This window comes from Anaerocolumna sp. MB42-C2 (assembly GCF_030913705.1).
Classification (GTDB): Bacteria; Bacillota; Clostridia; order Lachnospirales; family Lachnospiraceae; genus Anaerocolumna.
Genome location: NZ_CP133190.1, coordinates 4,335,592 through 4,356,497 on the forward strand (window position 1 = coordinate 4,335,592; position 20,906 = coordinate 4,356,497).

Genomic DNA, 20,906 nt, shown 5'->3' on the forward strand with positions numbered 1-20,906 from the left:
GTGATATTATGTTATACATTGGTGTTGATTTAGGAACAACCTCCGTTAAATTATTATTGATGGATGAAAGCGGGGATATTAAAAGTATTGTAACCAGAGAATATCCGATATTTTACCCGCAAGCAGGCTGGTCTGAACAGAATCCGGAGGATTGGTATTTTGCTTTAATGGATGGCATTAAGGAATTAACAAAGGACTGCGATAAGTCAACCGTCGACGGTATCAGCTTCAGCGGTCAGATGCATGGTATGGTTATCCTGGATGAAAACGATAAGGTAATTCGTCCTGCTATTTTATGGAATGACGGACGTACTCAGGCTGAATGTGATTATCTGAATAATGAAATCGGAGTAGATAAAATATCAGCTTATACCGGTAATATGGCTCTCACCGGATTTACCGCACCGAAGCTGTTATGGGTAAAGAGACATGAACCGGATAATTTCGCCAGAATTAAAAAAGTTATGCTTCCAAAAGATTATGCGGCTTATCGTTTATCCGGTGTTCATTGTACGGATGTTTCTGATGCTTCCGGTATGTTATTATTAGATGTTAAACATAAATGCTGGTCTAAGGAAATGCTTGAAATTATCGGATTAAAAGAAGAACAGTTAGCTAAAATATTCGAAAGTTATCAAGTAGTTGGTACAATGAAGAAAGAAGTGGCAGACGAATTAGGTCTTCCAGAAACGGTAAAAGTAATCGCAGGCGGCGGAGACCAGGCAGTTGCCGCTGTAGGTACCGGAACCGTTGGACATGGTATGTGTAATGTATCCCTTGGAACCTCCGGAGTTGTATTTATTGCAAGTAAAGAGTATGCGGAAGTTGAAAAAAATGCCCTGCATGTATTTGCCCATGCAGACGGCAAATATCACTTTATGGGAGTTATGTTATCAGCAGCAGCTTCTAATAAATGGTGGCTGGACGATATTATCGGAACCAGGGATTATAAAAAGGAAGAATCGGGAATCACTAAGCTTGGGAAAAATAACGTATATTTCCTGCCTTACCTGATGGGTGAGAGAACACCCCACAATAATCCCAATGCCAGAGGTACTTTTATTGGTATGACAATGGATACCACACGCAGCGATATGACACAGGCTATGCTGGAGGGAGTAGCTTTTGCCCTTCGTGATTCCTTTGAAATCACCAAAAAGTTAGGAGTTTCTATCGACCGTATCCGGATTAACGGCGGTGGTGCCAAGAGTCCTTTATGGTGTAAAATAATTGCAAATGTCCTGGATGTAAAAGTAGATAAAATTAACAGTTTAGAAGGCCCTGCATTTGGAGCAGCTATTTTAGCAGCTGTTGGCTGCGGTAAATATGCTACAGTAGAAGAAGCAGCCGGTAAGCTTATTAAAGTAATTGATACTACGGAACAGGATAAAGAAGTTGTTCAGTTATATAATAAGAAATACGATATATTTAAAGAATTATATCCGACCTTAAAGGATATGTTTGATAAGATTGCGGAATAAAGCTTATATAAAGGAATTAGTATAACTTAATACTGTAAATTTTTTATAAAATTATTTTTCTGATAGATTTACATGGACCTGATATTTAATGAATTAGTAAAGCGTAGTATATAACGCTGATCTGATTTATCGAATATCAGGTCTTTTTTATTACATAGAGATGTACTCCGATACATCCCTTGTAGTATTTGTACAGAAGTTAAAAAGAATTATTTAGCGGTAAAACAAAAAATCCATAAATAACGTCAAAGTTTTATTAAAAAATATTTTGTCAATTCTACTATACGGTGTAATTATACGAAACTAATATTTCAAAAATGAAACATATACATGAAAAAACCGAAAAGTGTTTTTCAAGAATTGAAATTTATAACCTAATGCACAAAATACACAAAAAATAATAGCGCTAATAGCGATTGATATGGCAATTTCCACATGTTATACTGTGAAAGCGTTAAGAAATAAACAAAGGATTAAATTGAAAGGGTGAAAAAATTGGTAGGATTTATTGGATTAGGAATCATGGGTAAACCAATGAGTAAGAATTTATTGAAAGCCGGTTATGATCTGACGGTTTTTGATTTCAACAGTGAAGCAGTTAAAGAGATCGTAACCTGTGGAGCGAAAGCTGCAGAAAGCGGTGCAAAGTTAGCAGAAAACTGTGATGTAATCATTACAATGCTGCCGAATTCTCCTCATGTAAGAACAGCAGTTTTAGGAGAAAACGGGATAGCGGAGACAGCAAAACCGGGAACGATAATTATAGATATGAGTTCTATTGATCCCATGGAATCAAGATCCATCGGTACGGAATTAGAAAAAAGAGGTATCGAACTTATGGATGCTCCGGTAAGCGGAGGAGAACCAAAAGCGATTGACGGAACGATTTCCGTTATGGTTGGAGGCAAAAAAGAAAGTTTTGATAAATATTATGATCTGTTAAAAGCTATGGCAGGTTCTGTTGTATACGTGGGTGAACTCGGCTCCGGTAATATAACAAAATTAGCAAATCAGATCATCGTTGCATTAAATATTGCAGCCGTTTCAGAAGCATTAACTTTAGCGGTAAAAGCAGGGGCAGATCCGGAACTGGTTTATCAGGCGATCCGCGGAGGTTTAGCAGGCTCTACAGTTATGGATGCCAAGGTTCCCATGATGCTGGAACGTAATTTTAAACCCGGATTTCGAATTGAGTTACATATAAAAGACTTAAACAATGCATTAAATGCATCCCATATGGTGAATGCACCACTTCCGTTAACTGCAGAAGTTATGGAGTTTATGCAATCATTAAAAGCGGATGGATACGAGAAAGAAGATCACAGCAGTTTATTGAAATATTATGAAAAAATAGCAGATGTAAAAATTGAAAAAAAGAAGGAGTAAAACGATGGCATTCAGACCCTATGGAATAATTCCTCCTATTATTACCCCGACAACAAAAGAGGGTAAGATAAACGAGAAAGTATTAAGACAGCTGGTAAATAAATTTATTGAGGAAGGGGTTCACGGCTTATTTCCACTGGGAACTACGGGAGAGTTTTATGCTTTTACGGAAGATGAAATGAAAAGAATTTTATTTACCGTAGTGGAAGAGACCGGAGGAAGGGTTCCTGTTTATGCAGGTGCTAACCACATTACCACAAGAGGTGTGATTGAATATCTGAAAGTGGCAAAGGAAGCAAAAGTAGATGCGGTATCCGTATTAACACCCATGTTTATATCCCAGACACAGGATGAATTATATCAATATTATAAATCCATAGCAGAAAGTACTGATCTACCAATTATTATTTATAATAACACACCAAAAACCAATATTAATGTAACGCCTGAAACCATTGCAAGATTAGCTGATATTGATAATATTGTTGGTGTTAAGGACAGTACAGGTGATATGACCAATACGGAAGAATATATTCGTCTAACCAGAGACAAAGAGAATTTTGGCGTTTTGGTTGGAAGAGATACTCTTATTTATGCGGGATTATGTTACGGTGCGGTAGGTGCAATTGCGTCCTGTGCCAACATAGCTCCCAAATTAACTGCAAGCATATACAACAAATATACAGAAGGAGACTTAGTGGGAGCCCTGGAAGCACAATATGATCTTGCTCCTCTCAGAATATTATGTAATATGGGAACTTTTCCGGCAGTCATTAAAGAAGGACTTGTTTTACAGGGATTTGACGTAGGGAAATGTTTAGATCCGATTCAGGAACTTAAACCGGAAGAAAAACAAAAGTTAAAAGACCAATTAAAAATCCTGAATTTAATCTAACCTTACAAGTATGCCCCACGCTTCTTAGTGCAGCGTAGAGTATTGTGAATATCCGCTCTGCCTGCTTAACATTTTATAAAGGGAAAGAAGGGAGAAAGTTTCATGGGAAGATATGTGATTAAGCGAATTGCTCAGATGGTTCTGATCTTATTCCTCATATCAATTTTTATATTTATGCTTATATCGTTTATTCCGGGAGATCCGGTATATGCAATGCTTGGTGATGAAGTTTCACCGGAAATGTACAATAAAGTTTATATGGAGCTGCATCTGGATCAACCGGTTATTTTTCGGTATTTTACCTGGCTTGGTAATGCGCTTACCGGGGATTTCGGACAATCCACACAGTTTCATATGCCGACAATGGCATTATTGGCAGAACGTATGCCGGTAACTTTGTATTTTACATTTTTATCGTTTTTTATCAGTATACCAGTAGGGGTTTTATTAGGTGTTTTAAGTGCTGTTTACAGAGGTAAGCCAATTGATACCATAGTGACCCTGATTGCCAATATTACGGCATGTCTGCCGCAATTCTGGATCGGTATTTTATTAATGTATGTATTTGCAATGAAGTTAGCCTGGTTTCCATCCTTTGGTTTTGTATGGCCCTGGGAGGACTTTGGAAAAAGCATAGCATCTACTATAATGCCGTTGTTTTGTCTTGCAATCGGCGGTATTTCTTCCATAGCCAGACAGACCCGCTCCAGTATGTTAGAGGTGATCCGTCAGGATTACATCCGTACTGCAAGGTCCAAAGGTCTTAAGGAGAAAAAGATTATATTTATACATGCTCTAAAAAATGCATTGATTCCTGTTATTACTCTTTTTGGTATGAGACTGGGTTTATTAATCGGCGGTTCCATGTTTATGGAAACGGTATTTGCCATTCCCGGTATGGGTTCTCTGTTTGTTAAAGCAATTACATCCAGAGATATACCGGTAGTACAAGCCTGTGTACTTGTAACGGCATCGATTGCCTGTCTGGTTAATTTATTAACAGATATCTTATATGCAGTTGTAGACCCTAGAATTAAATTCGAATAGGCGGTGATCAGATGGAAAGAAAAGAGAAAAACAGGAACGAAAATAGAAAAATGAGTAAATTAAATAAATTTATCCGTCTATTATTTAAACGCAAAGTAGTTGTATTTGGAGCAGTGGGGGTAGTATTTTTTACTCTGCTTGCCATCGGAGCACCTATTTTTGCTCCTTTTGATCCCAATAAAGTGGATTTTGCCGCATCTTTAGCCGACCCATCCTTAAAGCATCTGCTCGGAGCCGATATGCATGGAAGAGATGTACTGTCAAGAATTATATACGGAACAAGGGTTTCTTTGATTATAGGGTTCTTAGCTGTTATCATTGCCTGTGCCATTGGTTCGGTCCTTGGTATGGTGGCAGGTTATTTTGGCGGTATCATTGACGACATTATAACCAGGTTGACAGAAGCGATCCGTGCAATTCCGCCAATTATTCTCGCTATGGCTTTAACCGCCGTCTTTGGAGGCGGAATCCGTAATATTGCAATTATACTTGGTATTTCTAATGTGGCTGCTTATATCCGTATGATGAGAGGGCAGGTTTATTCAGTAAAAGAGTCAGACTACATAATGGCAAGTAAACTTCAGGGTGTCAGCAATCTGGGGATTATGTTTAAACACTTATTGCCCAATAGTATTTCTCCGATCATAGTCCTTATGACTCAGCAGGTTGGCGGAACTATTTTGTCAGAAGCCGGACTTAGCTTTTTGGGACTGGGTATCAGCGCTCCCACTGCCTCCTGGGGAACTATGGTCAGTGAAGGCAGAAATTATCTTCTGGATAATCCGGTTATTTCCCTGGCACCAGGTATTTGCGTAGCATTGCTGGTTATTTGCTTAAATATGTTTGGTGACGGTATTCGAGATGCCTTAGACCCCAGACTTAGAGGAGAATTATAATGGAAAAAGATGGTGTTAAAATGGAAAATCTTTTGGAATTGAAAAATATTCAGACCTGTTTTCGTATGGATGGAAAAGATGTACGTGCGGTTGACGGTGTATCCATGTTTTTAAAGCGGGGTGAAATAATCGGCATTGTAGGAGAATCCGGCAGCGGTAAATCAGTTACCATGTTAAGTATGCTTCAGCTTGTCTCCTCTCCGGGCAGAGTGACAGGCGGCGAAGTATACATGGAGGGTGTTAAGGGAGATTTCTTAAAGTATTCCGCCGGAGGCTCCCATATGCGGGAAATCAGAGGCGGTAAAATCAGCATGATATTCCAGGAACCTATGACTTCCCTTAATCCGGTACTTACCATCGGTTATCAGATTCAGGAAAATATAATGCTTCATCTTAAGTTAGATAAGGAAGAAGCGAAAAAAAGAGCGGTTGAAATGCTGAAAATGGTGAATATCCCGGATGCGGAGGACAGATTTAATTACTATCCCCAGCAGTTTTCAGGAGGAATGCGCCAAAGAATTATGATTGCTATGGCGATGTCATCCAAGCCGGATGTTTTAATAGCAGATGAAGCAACCACAGCATTAGATGTAACTACACAAGGCCAGCTTCTGGAGATGATCCGCGACGTTGCCAAAAAAACCAATACCGCAGTAGTAATAGTAACGCATAATTTAGGTATTGTGGCGCGTTATGCAGAAAGAATTTATGTTATGTATTCCGGCAGTGTTGTTGAGACCACGGATACCGTAAGGACTTTTAAAAATCCGAAGCATCCCTATACAAGAAGCCTGTTAAGGGCAATACCAAGGTTAAATGATCCAAAGGACCGCGTACTGATTCCCATAGACGGATTACCTCCCAATCCGGCTACCAGACCGGTATATTGTCCCTTTTATGATCGATGTGAATACCGAATGGATAAATGTTTAGAAAAAGGTAAACCACAGCTGACAGAGGTGGAGCCGGATCATTTTTCCTCCTGCTGCCTCAGTGAGGAAGAGCTGGCCAAAAAAGAAATAGAGATTTTAAATAAAGAAATTCATACCGCTCCCGTTAAAAAGATTCGGGAAGAATTATGTCTGGATGTAAAAGAGGTAAAGAAATATTTTGCAATCTATGAAGGGGTATTACATAAAAAAGTCGGTGATATTAAAGCAATCGAAGATGTGACATTCCAGCTGAGAAAAGGTGAGACACTGGGAATTGTAGGAGAAAGCGGATGCGGTAAAACAACTCTTGCAAGAAGTATTATGAGAATGTATAAACCGGACGGAGGCCAGATTTTCTTTAACGGTGAAGACATAGCTGTATATCCGGATAAAAAATTAAAGCCATTCCGGCCCAAGATGTCAATGATCTTCCAGGATCCGTTCTCTTCCCTGGATCCAAGGCAGACGGCAGGTTCTGTTGTGGGTGAATCTCTTCTGGTACACAAACTTGTGAAAAACCGGGCGGAATATGAAACACGAGTAGATGAATTATTTCGCATTGTAGGTCTTGACCCCGCATTAAAAGACAGGGTTGCCCATGAATTTTCCGGCGGACAGAGACAGAGAATCGGTATAGCAAGAGCGATTTCTTCAAATCCATCCTTAATTATATGTGATGAGCCGATCTCTGCCCTGGACGTATCCATTCAGGCACAAATTATTAATTTGTTAGAAGAACTTCAGGCTAATCTGGGTATTTCCTATCTTTTTATTGCCCATGATCTGGCAGTGGTGAAACATATCAGCGACCGGATTTTGGTTATGTACCTTGGCAGAATCGTTGAGATTGCAGACTGCCTGGACTTATATGAAAATACCTTACATCCTTATACGAAAGCATTATTATCCGCAGTTCCGGTTGCAGATCCGGATGTGGAAGCACAAAGAAGCAGGATTGAAATCAAAGGTGAGGTTCCAAGTATAAGAAACCGTCCTAAGGGATGTCCTTTTCATAACCGTTGTCCTCATGTTATGGAAAAATGTAAAGCAGAAGTTCCTGAACTTAAAACCATACATGGAAACCATCAGGCAGCGTGTTTCTTATATAATAAATGACAGTACGATTTGGAGGGTTGCCAATGATTTAATGCAGCCTCTCTTATATCAATATAAAGTACAATAATAATTCAAAAAGGAGAAGTGTAAAATGAGAAAAAAATTTTTAGCTTTATTAATGTCTATTGCACTGGTTGGGGGACTTTTAAGCGGCTGCGGCAGCAATAAAACTGACAAACAGGCAACAACTGAGACAGCATCGAAAGAGGCAGCCGCAGGAGATTCATCGAAAGATAATGCAAAATCAAAAAATGGGGATGGTAAATACGGCGGAGATTTAAAAATCGCAGCAGTGGAAGGCCCTACTACATTATTCCCGCCTCAGGCACCGGATACAGGAGTTCCTTATTATGTATCACCGGCAGCGGAAGAACTTGGCAGATTAAATGCTGACGGTACGGTAACACCCTGGCTTGCTAAGGAATTAATTACTGATCCGGATATCCTTACTTATACGATCAAATTAAGAGAAGGTGTTAAATTCCAAGATGGATCTTTATGTAATGCGGAAGCTGTAAAATGGAATTTTGATAAATTTATAGAAAACGGAAAAGCTGCTGAGCTTTGTAATCCGGTAACCGTAGAAGCAACAGATGATTTAACGGTAGTGATTCATTTTGATACCTGGGCTAATAACTGGGATACCGTAATTGGTGGTGTCCGTATTGTTTCCAAAGAAGCATATGATAAAAACGGAGAAGAATGGTGCAAAACCCATGTTGTCGGAACCGGCCCATTTAAATTTGATTCTTATACACAGGACAGTTCATTAAAATATGTAAGAAATGATGAATATCGTCTGGAAGGACAACCTTATTTGGATTCTGTAGAGTTTGTAATTATCCCGGATCCTAATACACAGGTATCTGCTTTCCAAAACGGTGAAATTGATACGATTACTACTTATGATCCTGTGGTAACCGATACGTTAACACAACAGGGTTACAGCAATATCGCACAAAAAAATGCAAATCTCGCAAATTTAAAATATGTATTATTTAACAGCAAAGATAAGGAAAAACCTTTTGGGGATTTAAAAGTCCGCCAGGCAGTTATGCACAGTATTGACTGGGAGAATATTGCAAAAGCACTTTCCGGCGGATACGGTGTGGCATCACCTTTATTTGCAACGGAAGATTCCTGGGCTTATAATACAGAAGCTGAATTCTATGAATATAATCCGGAACAGGCGAAAAAAATGTTAGCAGAAGCAGGTTATCCGAATGGATTTGAAACAGTGATCAATACAATTGAAAAGAATCAGGATATTGCAGTTGCTATGCAGGCGTGTCTGCAGGAGATTGGAATTACCGCTAATATTAATGTAATGGATTCATCTGAAATGTCGGCTAAACAGCAGGCAGATAACATAGAAGGACTTATCATGGGTAACGGCAGCAGCCAGATGGATTTTACCAACAATTATATTCGTTTATATTCCTCAGAAGGTATCAAGAATTTAGGTATCATCGATTATCCAAAAGATTATGAAGAAGCACTTTTTGGAGCAAGAGAAGCTAAAACTATTGATGAAAAGAAAGTATTGCTTCAGAAAGCGGCTAAGATGCTGGTTCAGGATTATTGTTTATTGTTCCCGGTTTCCATCATCTATAACAACAATTTTGTACAGTCAAATGTTTACGATACAAACTTTTTCCAGGTATCTGCTTCCCAGTGGACTCCTGAAGCAGCTTATAAGATAGGTAACTAAGGTATACTTTATAAAGACTGTTACAAAATAACACTTTAATTGCCATGATATATGGGTTGGTGCAAAATAAATCAGCGTTATTTCTTGCCGGTAACTATTGTAATAGGAAATATTACTTGGCAGGGATAATAAATTGGTATTTTGCAGCAGCCCTATATTCCAAGTATAAATAGAAAAGGAAAGAGCAGAATGAAAGTACAATATGGAATTAATTCAGATTATTCGGATGATCAGTTAAAATTTATCAAACAAATGGGAATTGATCATGTATATGTTATATTTAAAGATAATCATATCGATTATGATTCGGTTATGCGGTTAAAAGAACGTACCGATAAATTCGGACTTACGATTACGGATGCAGGTAATACGAATAATTATAAAAATCCATCCATTCATCTGGGATTACAGGACCGGGATTATCACATCGAACGTTATATTTCCTTTATGCGGATTTTAGGAAAAGCCGGTATTCCGGTTGGTTACATGACCTGGGAACCCAATAATGTTCTTACAACAAAATTTGATATCGGTGAATATACCAGAATGGCTCCCAGAAGAATTGTTGATATCCATGAGTTAGAGAAACGCGGTTTTACCCACGGCAGGGAATTTACAGAAGAAGAAATCTGGAGTAATTTTAAGTATTTTATAGATTGCGTATTACCTGTATGTGAAGAAATAAATGTAAAAATAGCCTTACACCCCAATGATCCTCCGGTACCTTCCTTAGTAGGAATCCATAATCTGATTCATAACAGCGATTGTTACCGAAAAGCCTTTGATTTGGCAGGTGACAGTCCTTATTTAGGTATGAAACTCTGCTGTGGCTGCTGGCTGGAGGGCGGACCGGCATTCGGTGATCTGCTATCGGATATAAAAGAATTTGTAGAACGTAAAAAGGTTTTTGCAGTACATTTCAGAAATGTCAGTGACACCATCCCGTATTTTGAAGAAACTTTATTAGAGGATGGTTATATGGATATGTATAAAGTAATGAAACAGTTGGTAACCTGTAATTATGACGGAACCATTCATGTAGATCATGTTCCTGATTTTGTGGAAAGCTGCGGCGGTAAATATTCTGCATTTGCTTATTCCTTTGGTTATATGAAAGGGTTATTAAACAGCGTAAAATCTGAAATGTCAAAATAATGGCGAATCTTCTGAATAATTGATATAATACTTAAATTAGCTATAAATAAGCTGTTGCAAATACAACGGTATGCTGCCGCAATCAGGTAAATAAGTTTAGAATAACCCGGCAATATTAATTAGGAGGAAGTAACATGTCAGGAATCGTAATTTTTGTACCCCAGGAAAAAATGTTACTGGATGTAAAACACTTATTGGAAAAAAGGGATTATGAAATAGATGAAGTGACTTATGTACAATCATCGGAAGTAGTTAATGAAGCCTACCGTGTTGTATCAAATGGAGCAAGTATTATTATTTCCCGTGGTATCCACGCACAGTTAATTAAAAACTTCACCCAGATCCCGGTAGTTGAAATTACATTAACAGGCCAGGAAATAGCTTTGTTAATTGTAGAAGCAAAAAAAAGGGTAAAAAAACCGAATCCCAGAATCGGTATTGTGGGTATAAAAAATATGTTTTGCGACATGACGTATTTTGGACAGATTTTTGATGTTGAACTGTTATTTTTTCTGGCTGAGAGGGAGAGAGACTTTCACCAGGTTATACGCCGGGCCGTGGAAGCAAAACCGGATATGATTATCGGCGGAGATATGGCATGCCTTGAAGCAGAAATGTCTCAGATTCCCTGTATGTTCTTAAGTTCAACGGAAGATTCCATTCAGGTGGCTATTGAAACAGCCATACAGATGAAATATGCCCAGGAAGTAGAGAAAAGAAACAATGCTAATATAGAAGTTCTTACGGAATATTCTTTTAATGGCATTGTAAAGATAGATCTGGAGGGGCAGATTATAATGATCAACCCGGTTATGGAAGAAATGCTGGGGATTAAAAAAAACACGGTTATGCAGTCTTTTGTCTGGGATATACTTCCTGATACGGACCGCGAAAAAATAAGGAATGTGCTTTTGGGTAAACGGGAAGACTATTCCACTTTGATTCAGCAGAATAATCAGAATCTTTCTATTACTCTAGTTCCCATAAAAGTAAATGACACCGTAGATGGTGCAATTCTATACTGCCACAGGTTGTCAGGTATAACGAGAATTGAAAACGATAAACTCCAGGAAATGTACTTAAAAGGTTATGTGGCAAAAACAAGGTTTGAAGACTTAATGTATCATTCTCCCCAAATGGAAGAAGTGATTGGATTGGCAAAAGTATTTTCCCAATCCAATAACCCTGTTTTAATAACAGGAGAAACCGGTACGGAAAAAGATAAATTGGCTGCCTGTATCCATAATAACAGTATTAGGAAGAGCGGTCCTTTTATTACCGTAAACTGCGGAGGCCTCTCCGAAGAAGAACAATCTAAAATGCTGTTCGGAACGGATAAAGACCATCCAGGGGCTTTGGTAACCGGTTATCGCGGAACCGTATTTGTACAGGAGATAGAAGAGTTAAGTCTTCATAACCAGGTGCTTTTATATCAGGCGATTAGAAATAAGGCATTGGTAAAAGAAGGTGCTGAAAAAATAACCATGTTAGATGTCCGGTTAATTGTCTCCGGTAACGAAGATTTAGGTGCTAAGATGAGTGAAAATATGTTCCGTCAGGATTTATTTTATTGCCTTTCCGGATTATATCTGTATATTCCGCCCCTATCCGAGCGTAAGGAAGATATTGAACTTTATGCAATGCATTATATAAAAGAATATATGAGCTGGTATTCCAGGTTTTATGTCTTAACAGAAGAAGGCAAAAAAACCATAAGAAATTTCAATTGGGGCGGTAATCTGATCCAGTTGGAAAGTTTTTGCGAACGTCTAATTTTAACTACCAATCAAAGAAAATTAGATGAACAGGTGATTCGAAAACTTTTAAATCAGATGTATGCCAATAGGAAGAAAAAAGAGGATTATATCTTACTGGAGGGTTTGCAGGACCCCAGAGCACTTCCTATTATTAAAGCATTGGAGAAACATGGTGGAAACCGCATAAAAGCGGCGGAAGAATTGCATATAAGTACAACCACTTTATGGCGTTATATTAAAAAATACGGAATTGAAAATAAATACAATTAATAGATAATAATGATTTGGATATAAAAAGTCACTCAAATCATAATTAGGAAATGTGAAATGGGGAGAGGCAGGATGTTAAAGGAAAAATTAAAATTTTTGAGTTTCTGGGCTATTAATGACAACCTAAACCTTGATAAAATGAAACTTCAGCTTTTGCAGCTAAAGGAACTTGGGTTAGACGGTGTGGTTTTTCAGCCCAGAAATTATCCCGGGAACCCGGAATATTTAAGTTTAGAATACATGAACATCCTATCCGAAATAATTCTATATGCAAAATTATTAAATATAAAATTTTGGCTTTATGATGAAAATGGATGGCCGTCAGGAAGAGCCGGCGGTCTGGTTAATAAAAGATATCCTGAAGCGAAATGTTATTATTTAATGAAAACGGAGGAAGGAATCAAAGTTCAATCTAAAGATGCAATTAGTTCGTTAGATCCAGCAGCCGGGAAAATATTTTTAGAGGAAACTTTTGAAAGATATCGGAAAGGGTTAAAAGCAGAAGCCTTCGATTATGTGGAAGGCTTTTTTAGTGATGAAGTGGGTTATTTAGATGGTTTTGGTGCTTCCTTAACTTTAGGTGGTGTACCTTGGTGTGAAGAGATAGCCCCCCTTTATGAGAAAAAATATAAGGAAAGTTTATTAGATTCTCTTCACCTGTTATTTGAAGACGGAGAAGAATGCCAAAAGGTAAGGTACCAATATTGGGAGACATTAAACGAACTTTTGGTAGATAGCTTTTACCGGCCGATTAATGAATGGTGCAGCAGGTACAAAAAGAAATATACGGCTCATGTAAAAGGAGAAGAAAATCCATATTTTCAAGTATCTTTCAGCAGTTCCTGTTATCAGATTTTAAAAAATGTATCAGTACCGGCAGTAGATGCTTTGGAAAGATATTCAGGAAATGCCTATTATCCCAGAATTGCAAGTTCTGTTGCAAAACAGTTTCATTCCGGCGAAAGTCTGTGTGAAGCAATTGGTGGCAGCGGATGGGGATTAAGTCCGGAAGATTTCATAAATTATATAAGTTGGCTGGTACAGTGCGGCATTAAAACATTTGTCCTGCATCTACAGCAGTTTCAGTTAAAAGGGGAGGCAATCAGGGACTGGCCTCCGTCACTGCCTTTACATATGACCTGGAAACATGGTTTAACCAGCGTAATTCAGGAAATCAGGCAGTGGGAAAAAGAATTCGGAAAAGAAGAAGAGAAAAAACCTATATTTTTATTGGTAGCACCTACAAGAGGTGTTATGGGTGGTTTTCGTCCCGGAGATTCCAAAACAGTTAATATCCACGATGGAAGTAATGTACCGAATAGTACCGGCGGAAGGATATCGAATGAATTTATGGATTTTGTGGAACAATGCAGTAATCTTAGAATACGTTTTGATGTTACAGAGGAAAAAATACTTGAAGAACATGCTAATATAACTTCAGATGGAGTTCAGATCGGACATACAACCTATGAAAAGGTAATATTATCAAACGGGTGCCTTTGGGAAAACGAAGATATTATAAAAGTGATAAAAGAAAACGGTTTTCTTATGGCACGCGAAAGTTTAAGACAGAGGGATTACCGGCAGGAAGAAGTCCGCAAATCAAAAAAACTTTCCCTTTCCCAGACACCATGGAAATATATAAACAGCGGAGAAAATCAATTGCTTCTTCCCTTTAATACGAATCAAAATCTGGTTTATGAATGTTGCATAAGGATTCAAAATGAAATGGAATTGAAAAATATCTATCTTTACAGCAGCGATTTGGCAGATGATATAATCTTTAATGGATACAAATTAGAAAAGAAGACAGATAAAGATGGATTCATATATCCGATTCCGGATAAATTAGTAAGGACACCTTTATGGAATATCAAGATTGACGTATCCTGTTCACCGGAGAAAGAACCTTTTATTTATATAAGAGGACAATTTCTTGTATTCAGCACTGATAACTATAGTAATAAAGGAAAAAGAGAAGTTATTACAAAAGGTCCGTTTTACCTTTCCGGCAAGATTGAAAAGGTGAATTGCAGTAATTTCATTGAAAGCGGCTTTCCGTTTATCGGTACTGAAATTACAATATCAAAAGAATTTACCAATGCGGAACTACTTATGTCAAACAGTTTAAAATTTGCAGGAGTTTTTGCCGATATGCTAAAGATCAGGATTGATGACCGGCATGCATATATTCACGGAAGTGATTGGAGTGTACCGTTTGAAATTAAGCCGGGGACACATGAGATGGAATTAACGTGTTATCCCAGTACATACAACACCTATGGACCTCATCAGTATATGGGAGGAGATTACAAGATTATATCACCGGCTCAATATAAAGGAATTAAAAATTTTGCAGACCCGACCCGTTTCCCCAAAAAAACCTGTACAGACAGCTGGAATTTTGTTAAATTTGGTATAGAGAAAGAATTAAATGCTTACGCGGTAAGCTATGATAAAAGAGAATTAAACAGATGGGAGTTAGGTATATGAATCAGACTACAGAGGTATGTATAGCAGGAGGAGGAGTATCCGGGTGCGCAGCAGCAATTGCTTCTGCAAGAAATGGTGCTAAAACCATATTAATCGAAGAAAGCGGTTATCTGGGGGGAAGTCTAACTTTGTGCGGTGTTGGCCCTATGATGACTTTTTTTTCCGGAGATAACCAGGTTATTAAAGGAATAGGGGAAGAAATAGTAAGCCGATTGAAAGCAATAAACGGCAGTTCCGGACATGTAGAGGATACAACGAAATATGTGAGTTTTCTTACTCCTTTTTCCAGTGAAAAACTCAAGCTGGTGCTGGATGAGATGATGGAAGAGACCGGGGTAACGGTTCTTTTTCATACTTCTGTGGCTGAGGCGAAAAGTGAGGATAGTAATATCACCATGGTAACTGTATGTAATTGTGAGGGATTATCAACCATTCAGGCAGATATCTTTATTGATGCAACCGGAGACGGTGATTTGGCTGCTATGTCCGGTGCACCTATGACAAAAGGCCGTGAGGGTGATCATAAGATGCAGCCAATGACTATGAATGTAAAATACTGTAATGTGGATATCTCAGAATTAAAAATGTATCTGGTAGAACATATAGAGGAATTTCCAAGATTAAAAGGTAAGGAAGAGCTGATTCATTCTAAGAAACCTTTTTGTATGGCCGGATTTGCCAAAGAAATGAAAGCAGCAATAGATAGAGGGGAATTGTCTTTTCCCCGAGAGGAACTGTTATTATTTGAAACTGACGTACCTGGTGAAGTAATTGTTAATACAACCAGAATTATAGGATTGGATCCTACAAAAGCCAATGACTTAAGTATGGCAGAAAAACTGGGGCGTAAACAGTGTTATGAACTGGATTTATTTTTACGGTGTGAGATTCCGGGGTTTGCAAAAGCAGTTTTAGAATTTACCGGCCCCAAAATCGGTGCCAGAAGTTCCAGACAATTAGCCGGTGTTTATACCTTAACGGCAGAAGACATTATTTCCTGCAAGTCATTTCCTTCTAAGATATGTAAAAGTGCTTATCCTATTGATATCCATAATCCAAACGGAGTAGGTACCGAAAGTGCCTTTTTATCAGATACAGATACTTTTTATGAATTGCCTTTTGAAATTTTATATTGTAAGGAAATAAATAACCTGCTTGTTACAGGCAGATGTGTATCTGCATCTTTTGAAGCTCAGGCTGCAATAAGAGTGACACCCAGTGCATTTGCCCTTGGTCAGGCAGCAGGGACTGCGGCTGCCTTATGCATAAGAAAGAGCAGCAAAATATCTGAGTTAAATGTAAAAGAACTGCAGGAAGTATTAATCCAACAGGATGTCGTATTATAGGCTTTAATCATAGGATAACTTAATCAAGGCAGCTGCCGTAAATCAGGATCTTACCTGTTAACGGCAGCTGTCTGTTGTATATATAAAACCGTGGACCTTGCACATCTAGTTTAAGTATGTTAAGATATAATCCTAATTTTGGCATAAGGCAGGAAAAAGGTATGAAATTCAGACCATGTATCGATATCCATAACGGAAAAGTAAAACAGATCGTTGGAGGAAGTTTATCCGATCAAAACAGCAAAGCGGTAGAAAATTTCGTTTCAGAACAGGATGCGGGTTTTTATGCAGCTCTTTATAAAAAAGATCATTTAACAGGCGGTCATATTATTTTACTGAATCCTAAAGGGACGGATTATTATATAGAGGATTGCACCCAGGCAAAAAAGGCATTAAAGGAATTCCCGGGAGGAATGCAGATCGGAGGAGGAATTACGGAGGAAAATGCCGTATCTTTTTTAGAAGATGGAGCATCCCATGTGATCGTAACCTCTTATGTATTTAAAGACGGGAAGATAAATTATGATAATTTAAATAAACTGGTGAGTACAGTCGGTAAGGAGAAACTGGTCCTGGATTTAAGCTGCAGGAAAAGAAACGGAGAATATTATATAGTAACAGACCGTTGGCAGAAGTTTACCGATGTTGTCGTGAATCAGGATACTCTGGATGTCTTATCCGAATTTTGTGATGAGTTTTTAGTTCATGCGGTGGATGTGGAAGGCAAAGCTTCAGGGATTGAAAAAGAATTAGTAAGACTTCTTGGAGAATGGAGTAAAATTCCCATTACTTATGCGGGAGGAGTAGGCAGTTTTTATGATTTAAAGTTACTAAAGGAATTAGGTAAGGACAAGCTGGATGTTACCATAGGAAGTGCATTGGACTTATTTGGCGGTTCTATAAAATATTCTGAAGTTGTGAGCGGTTTAGGACAGGATAAGCAGCTCCCGGAAAGTGAGTGAATAATGCAGGCATACAGCGGATTTGCACAGGTATATGATATATTTATGGACAATGTACCTTATGATGAATGGGTAGATTATCTGACTAGCCTGTTATCGGAACAGGGTGTGAAAGACGGGCTGGTGTTGGAGCTTGGCTGCGGTACAGGTAATATTACAAGGCGCCTTTCCGGTAAAGGATATGACATGATAGGTGTTGATCTCTCTGATGAAATGCTGGAAATTGCAAGAGAGAAAGAATATAATGCAGATACAGATACAGATACAGATTATATAAATTCTGTTGATGTAGATACTGAAAAAAATCAGGAACAGTGGAACATAGACTCCGCCGGTTCTGGCTATGAATTGGAATCATACCAGTCGGGTAAAAATCCTATCCTGTATTTACAGCAGGATATGCGGGAATTTGAATTATATGGAACAGTCTGCGCCGTGGTGAGTATATGTGACAGTATGAATTATATCACTTCGGAAGAGGATTTGTTAAAGGTTTTCAGGTTGGTGAATAATTATCTGGACCCAGGCGGTATTTTTATATTTGATATGAATACAGAGTATAAATATAAAACTATTCTTGCTGATAATATCATAGCAGAGAACCGGGATAATTGTAGTTTTATATGGGAAAATTATTACCATGAAGAAAATAAAATCAATGAATACAATATGACCATATTCGTTAAATATGAGTACAATCCATTCATAGAGGATGATGAAGAAGCGGAAGAAGAGGATTATGATACTGCCCGGCTATTTGAGCGTTTTCAGGAAACCCATTACCAGAAAGCCTATTCTATTGATAAAGTAATAGAGTTAATAAACCAGGCAGGTTTGGAATTCATTACGGTTTATGATGCATTTACAAAAAATAAACCCACTGATAAGAGTGAGCGTGTTTATTTTATAGCAAGAGAAAAATATCAGGAAAATAAGAAATATATCAGTGAATAGGTAGTTGCGAAACAATTTACTTTTTGAATATACCATATACAAATTCATACGAATTTCATAGCTTCAGTTGCCTTTGGGCAAGATTCAGCTCTGAAATTGTATGAATTATATGGTATATAGATTAAGTCACCATGTTTCGCAAATACCTATATATCAGTGAAGAGTGAAAGGAGTTTTAATATGTCTGATTATATAGTAAGAGCAACTGCGGCAAATAACCAGATACGTGCGTTTGCGGCAACTACCAGAGATTTAGCCGAGTATGCAAGAAGCGTTCATAATACAAGTCCGGTTGCAACAGCAGCATTGGGAAGATTATTAACAGCAGGAGCTATGATGGGCAGTATGATGAAAGGGTCAAATGACCTTCTTACTCTGCAAATTAAATGCAATGGGCCTATTCAGGGCTTGACCGTAACGGCGGATGCAAATGCCAATGTAAAAGGTTATGTTTATGACCCGACGGTTATGCTGCCTCCAAGCCCAATCGGTAAATTAGATGTGGGAGGTGCTTTGGGCGCCGGTGTCCTTAGCGTGATTAAGGATATGGGGCTAAAAGATCCATACGTAGGACAGACTGAGCTGGTTACGGGAGAAATTGCAGAAGACATTACTTATTATTATGCAACTTCAGAACAGATACCCTCCTCCGTTGCGCTGGGAGTTTTAATGAATAGAGACAATACGGTTAAAAGATCCGGTGGTTTTATTATACAGCTTATGCCCTTTGCTGAAGATGAAATTATTAATAAACTGGAGAAGAAGATCAGTGAGATTTCATCTATTACGAAGCTGTTAGATGACGAATTAACACCGGAGCTGATTCTGGAACATGTTTTAGGAGAATTTAACCTGGAAATACTGGATACCATGCCGACAGCTTTTACCTGCAACTGTTCCAAGGAACGAGTAGAAAAAGCGATTATTAGTATTGGTAAAGAAGACATCCAGGAAATGATTAATGATAATGAACCTATTGAGGTAAACTGTCATTTTTGTAACACAAAATATCATTTTTCAATAAATGAACTGGAGACGATTCTTCAGAAAAGCAAATAATCATTTATCCGGTTTTGGTGTCAAATTACTACACAAAGACCAGAAAATCCAAGGCTGCCATTTATTTAATGCAGCCTTTTTACATTAAAGTTAGTACTAATATGAATTTATTTGATAAATATTTTACAGTAATTTTACTTGTAAATACTTCCAGACCATGTTAAAATTGTAACGATGTAATAGATAACAGTCATTCTTTTAAACTATTACAGAAGCAGCAAAGGTGGTTTTATAGTATATAAATCAGGGGAGCGTTTCCGGTTAGATCGGAAATACTCTTTTTTTGTTTATTTATAGTATTAATATCAATTCAAGAAAGGTATATTGTACAAAGGTGAATGTATGGATTACAAAATAGGAAAAAGCTCAATAAGGGATTCCAAACAGGCTGTATCGGAAGCGGCAGCGGGTTTAAATAATCCTAAATTAGTATTATTCTTTTCCGGAGTGGATGGGTTTGAAGAATATACCAGGGAGATGAAACTTACTTTTCCGGATAGTATTATTATGGGAGCTACTACTTTTGCTGGGTTTTGCAAGGAGGGAGCTTATAAAGAGACTCTTATGGTACTGGGAATTGAAGAGGGAATAGAGTGTTATGGAGATGTTCTGGAAGAAGTGGATAAGTATCCGTTGAAATACGTAGACAGGGTAGAAACTTGTGTAAATAAATTCAGTAACTATGCCAATACGGTATGTCTGGAGTTTTCCACAGCTTTAATAAGCAGTGAAGAGTTAATATTATCTACCCTGAATTCAGTACTTATGGAGAAAAAGATCCCGTTATTCGGCGGTTCGGCAGGAGACAGGGGTACGGCGGAGAAGACAATGATTTCCTTTAACGGAGTTGTGCTGGACAAAGCCTGTGCTTTTGTAATAATTAAAAATCTCCGGGGCGGAATCAAGTTTTACAGGGAAAATATCTATAAGCCGACGGAACATTATTTTACCTCAACCAAAGTGGATGTAAGGAAACGTATAGTTTATGAATATGATTATAAGCCTGCGGCAGAAGTTATGGCAAAGGCATTAAATACGGATGTATCCCATCTGGACAAGTATCTGGACAGTTATCCCTTAGGCAGGATTATCGGAAGTGATATGTATATTACCGCCAATCAAATGGTGACGAATCAAAACGGTATGGCTTATCATGCCAGGGTTTACAATAATTCAAAAATGGTTTTATTGGAACCGGATGATTATAAAGAAGTAATAGGCAGGACAACAAAGCAGATAAAAGCAGAAGTACCAAAACCTTCCCTTGCAATCATGGTAAATTGTCTGGCACGCTCCATTTTATTTGAAAAAGACGGTTATTTAAATGACTTCGCTAAACAGATGGGTAATACCCTTGGAAATTATATCGGATTTGCCGGATATGGGGAACAGTTAAACCAGCAGCATTTTAACCAGACTATGGTTATAGCAGTATTTGAATAGCAG

General features: G+C 38.1%; 15 protein-coding genes and 1 pseudogene. All 16 read left to right on the forward strand.

What is annotated here, in order from left to right; genetic code table 11:
* Positions 1 to 8: 8 nt before the first annotated feature.
* The 16 genes and pseudogenes from xylB (at position 9) to RBU59_RS19450 (ending at position 20,903) form a co-directional block, all read left to right on the forward strand.
* Positions 9 to 1,481, forward strand: coding sequence for a xylulokinase (xylB, locus tag RBU59_RS19380; protein ID WP_308148606.1), 1,473 nt, complete (start codon positions 9 to 11; stop codon positions 1,479 to 1,481).
* Between the two features lie 495 nt (positions 1,482 to 1,976).
* Positions 1,977 to 2,867: a 2-hydroxy-3-oxopropionate reductase gene (garR, locus tag RBU59_RS19385; protein WP_330698366.1), complete on the forward strand. Its 891-nt coding sequence runs from the start codon at positions 1,977 to 1,979 to the stop codon at positions 2,865 to 2,867.
* Positions 2,868 to 2,871: 4 nt separating this feature from the next.
* Positions 2,872 to 3,762 (forward strand): dihydrodipicolinate synthase family protein, encoded by an 891-nt coding sequence (locus RBU59_RS19390; RefSeq protein WP_308144125.1) that lies wholly within the window; start codon positions 2,872 to 2,874, stop codon positions 3,760 to 3,762.
* A 102-nt stretch (positions 3,763 to 3,864) separates the two neighbouring features.
* The gene (locus RBU59_RS19395; protein ID WP_308144126.1) at positions 3,865 to 4,809 is read left to right on the forward strand and encodes an ABC transporter permease; all 945 of its coding nucleotides are present in this window, start codon (positions 3,865 to 3,867) and stop codon (positions 4,807 to 4,809) included.
* An 11-nt stretch (positions 4,810 to 4,820) separates the two neighbouring features.
* Positions 4,821 to 5,705: an ABC transporter permease gene (locus RBU59_RS19400; protein WP_308144127.1), complete on the forward strand. Its 885-nt coding sequence runs from the start codon at positions 4,821 to 4,823 to the stop codon at positions 5,703 to 5,705.
* Between the two features lie 20 nt (positions 5,706 to 5,725).
* Positions 5,726 to 6,697, forward strand: a pseudogene (locus RBU59_RS28815) (ABC transporter ATP-binding protein); the annotation flags it as partial.
* A 72-nt stretch (positions 6,698 to 6,769) separates the two neighbouring features.
* Positions 6,770 to 7,753 (forward strand): ABC transporter ATP-binding protein, encoded by a 984-nt coding sequence (locus tag RBU59_RS28820; protein WP_442871716.1) that lies wholly within the window; start codon positions 6,770 to 6,772, stop codon positions 7,751 to 7,753.
* A gap of 91 nt (positions 7,754 to 7,844) precedes the next feature.
* On the forward strand, positions 7,845 to 9,464 hold the full coding sequence (locus RBU59_RS19410; RefSeq protein ID WP_308144129.1) for an ABC transporter substrate-binding protein: 1,620 nt from the start codon (positions 7,845 to 7,847) through the stop codon (positions 9,462 to 9,464).
* Positions 9,465 to 9,653: 189 nt separating this feature from the next.
* A complete protein-coding gene (locus tag RBU59_RS19415; protein WP_308144130.1) occupies positions 9,654 to 10,619 on the forward strand; it encodes a mannonate dehydratase in 966 nt (321 codons plus the stop codon).
* A gap of 134 nt (positions 10,620 to 10,753) precedes the next feature.
* The gene (locus RBU59_RS19420; protein WP_308144131.1) at positions 10,754 to 12,646 is read left to right on the forward strand and encodes a sigma 54-interacting transcriptional regulator; all 1,893 of its coding nucleotides are present in this window, start codon (positions 10,754 to 10,756) and stop codon (positions 12,644 to 12,646) included.
* Positions 12,647 to 12,718: 72 nt separating this feature from the next.
* A complete protein-coding gene (locus RBU59_RS19425; RefSeq protein ID WP_308144132.1) occupies positions 12,719 to 15,139 on the forward strand; it encodes a hypothetical protein in 2,421 nt (806 codons plus the stop codon).
* Positions 15,136 to 16,485, forward strand: a complete 1,350-nt coding sequence (locus RBU59_RS19430) for an FAD-dependent oxidoreductase (RefSeq protein WP_308144133.1) — start codon at positions 15,136 to 15,138, stop codon at positions 16,483 to 16,485. Before RBU59_RS19425 ends, RBU59_RS19430 begins: the two co-directional genes overlap by 4 nt.
* Positions 16,486 to 16,646: 161 nt before the next feature.
* Positions 16,647 to 17,447: a phosphoribosylformimino-5-aminoimidazole carboxamide ribotide isomerase gene (hisA, locus tag RBU59_RS19435; protein ID WP_308144134.1), complete on the forward strand. Its 801-nt coding sequence runs from the start codon at positions 16,647 to 16,649 to the stop codon at positions 17,445 to 17,447.
* Positions 17,448 to 17,450: 3 nt separating this feature from the next.
* Complete coding sequence (locus tag RBU59_RS19440) at positions 17,451 to 18,401, forward strand: class I SAM-dependent DNA methyltransferase (protein ID WP_308144135.1); 951 nt, start codon at positions 17,451 to 17,453, stop codon at positions 18,399 to 18,401.
* Positions 18,402 to 18,581: 180 nt separating this feature from the next.
* Entirely contained in the window at positions 18,582 to 19,460 is an 879-nt protein-coding gene (hslO, locus tag RBU59_RS19445) for an Hsp33 family molecular chaperone HslO (protein ID WP_308144136.1), read from the forward strand.
* 342 nt (positions 19,461 to 19,802) lie between these two features.
* A complete protein-coding gene (locus tag RBU59_RS19450) occupies positions 19,803 to 20,903 on the forward strand; it encodes an FIST signal transduction protein (protein ID WP_308144137.1) in 1,101 nt (366 codons plus the stop codon).
* Positions 20,904 to 20,906: the final 3 nt, after the last annotated feature.

Excerpts from the sequence above, each read along its gene's own strand:
- RBU59_RS19440 (WP_308144135.1), top strand. The coding sequence starts at position 17,451 with ATGCAGGCATACAGCGGATTTGCACAGGTATATGATATATTTATGGAC.
- RBU59_RS19410 (WP_308144129.1), top strand. The coding sequence starts at position 7,845 with ATGAGAAAAAAATTTTTAGCTTTATTAATGTCTATTGCACTGGTTGGG.
- RBU59_RS19425 (WP_308144132.1), top strand. The coding sequence starts at position 12,719 with ATGTTAAAGGAAAAATTAAAATTTTTGAGTTTCTGGGCTATTAATGAC.
- RBU59_RS19450 (WP_308144137.1), top strand. The coding sequence starts at position 19,803 with ATGGATTACAAAATAGGAAAAAGCTCAATAAGGGATTCCAAACAGGCT.
- RBU59_RS19420 (WP_308144131.1), top strand. The coding sequence starts at position 10,754 with ATGTCAGGAATCGTAATTTTTGTACCCCAGGAAAAAATGTTACTGGAT.
- RBU59_RS19395 (WP_308144126.1), top strand. The coding sequence starts at position 3,865 with ATGGGAAGATATGTGATTAAGCGAATTGCTCAGATGGTTCTGATCTTA.
- RBU59_RS19415 (WP_308144130.1), top strand. The coding sequence starts at position 9,654 with ATGAAAGTACAATATGGAATTAATTCAGATTATTCGGATGATCAGTTA.
- RBU59_RS19390 (WP_308144125.1), top strand. The coding sequence starts at position 2,872 with ATGGCATTCAGACCCTATGGAATAATTCCTCCTATTATTACCCCGACA.
- RBU59_RS19400 (WP_308144127.1), top strand. The coding sequence starts at position 4,821 with ATGGAAAGAAAAGAGAAAAACAGGAACGAAAATAGAAAAATGAGTAAA.
- hslO (WP_308144136.1), top strand. The coding sequence starts at position 18,582 with ATGTCTGATTATATAGTAAGAGCAACTGCGGCAAATAACCAGATACGT.
- RBU59_RS19430 (WP_308144133.1), top strand. The coding sequence starts at position 15,136 with ATGAATCAGACTACAGAGGTATGTATAGCAGGAGGAGGAGTATCCGGG.
- xylB (WP_308148606.1), top strand. The coding sequence starts at position 9 with ATGTTATACATTGGTGTTGATTTAGGAACAACCTCCGTTAAATTATTA.
- hisA (WP_308144134.1), top strand. The coding sequence starts at position 16,647 with ATGAAATTCAGACCATGTATCGATATCCATAACGGAAAAGTAAAACAG.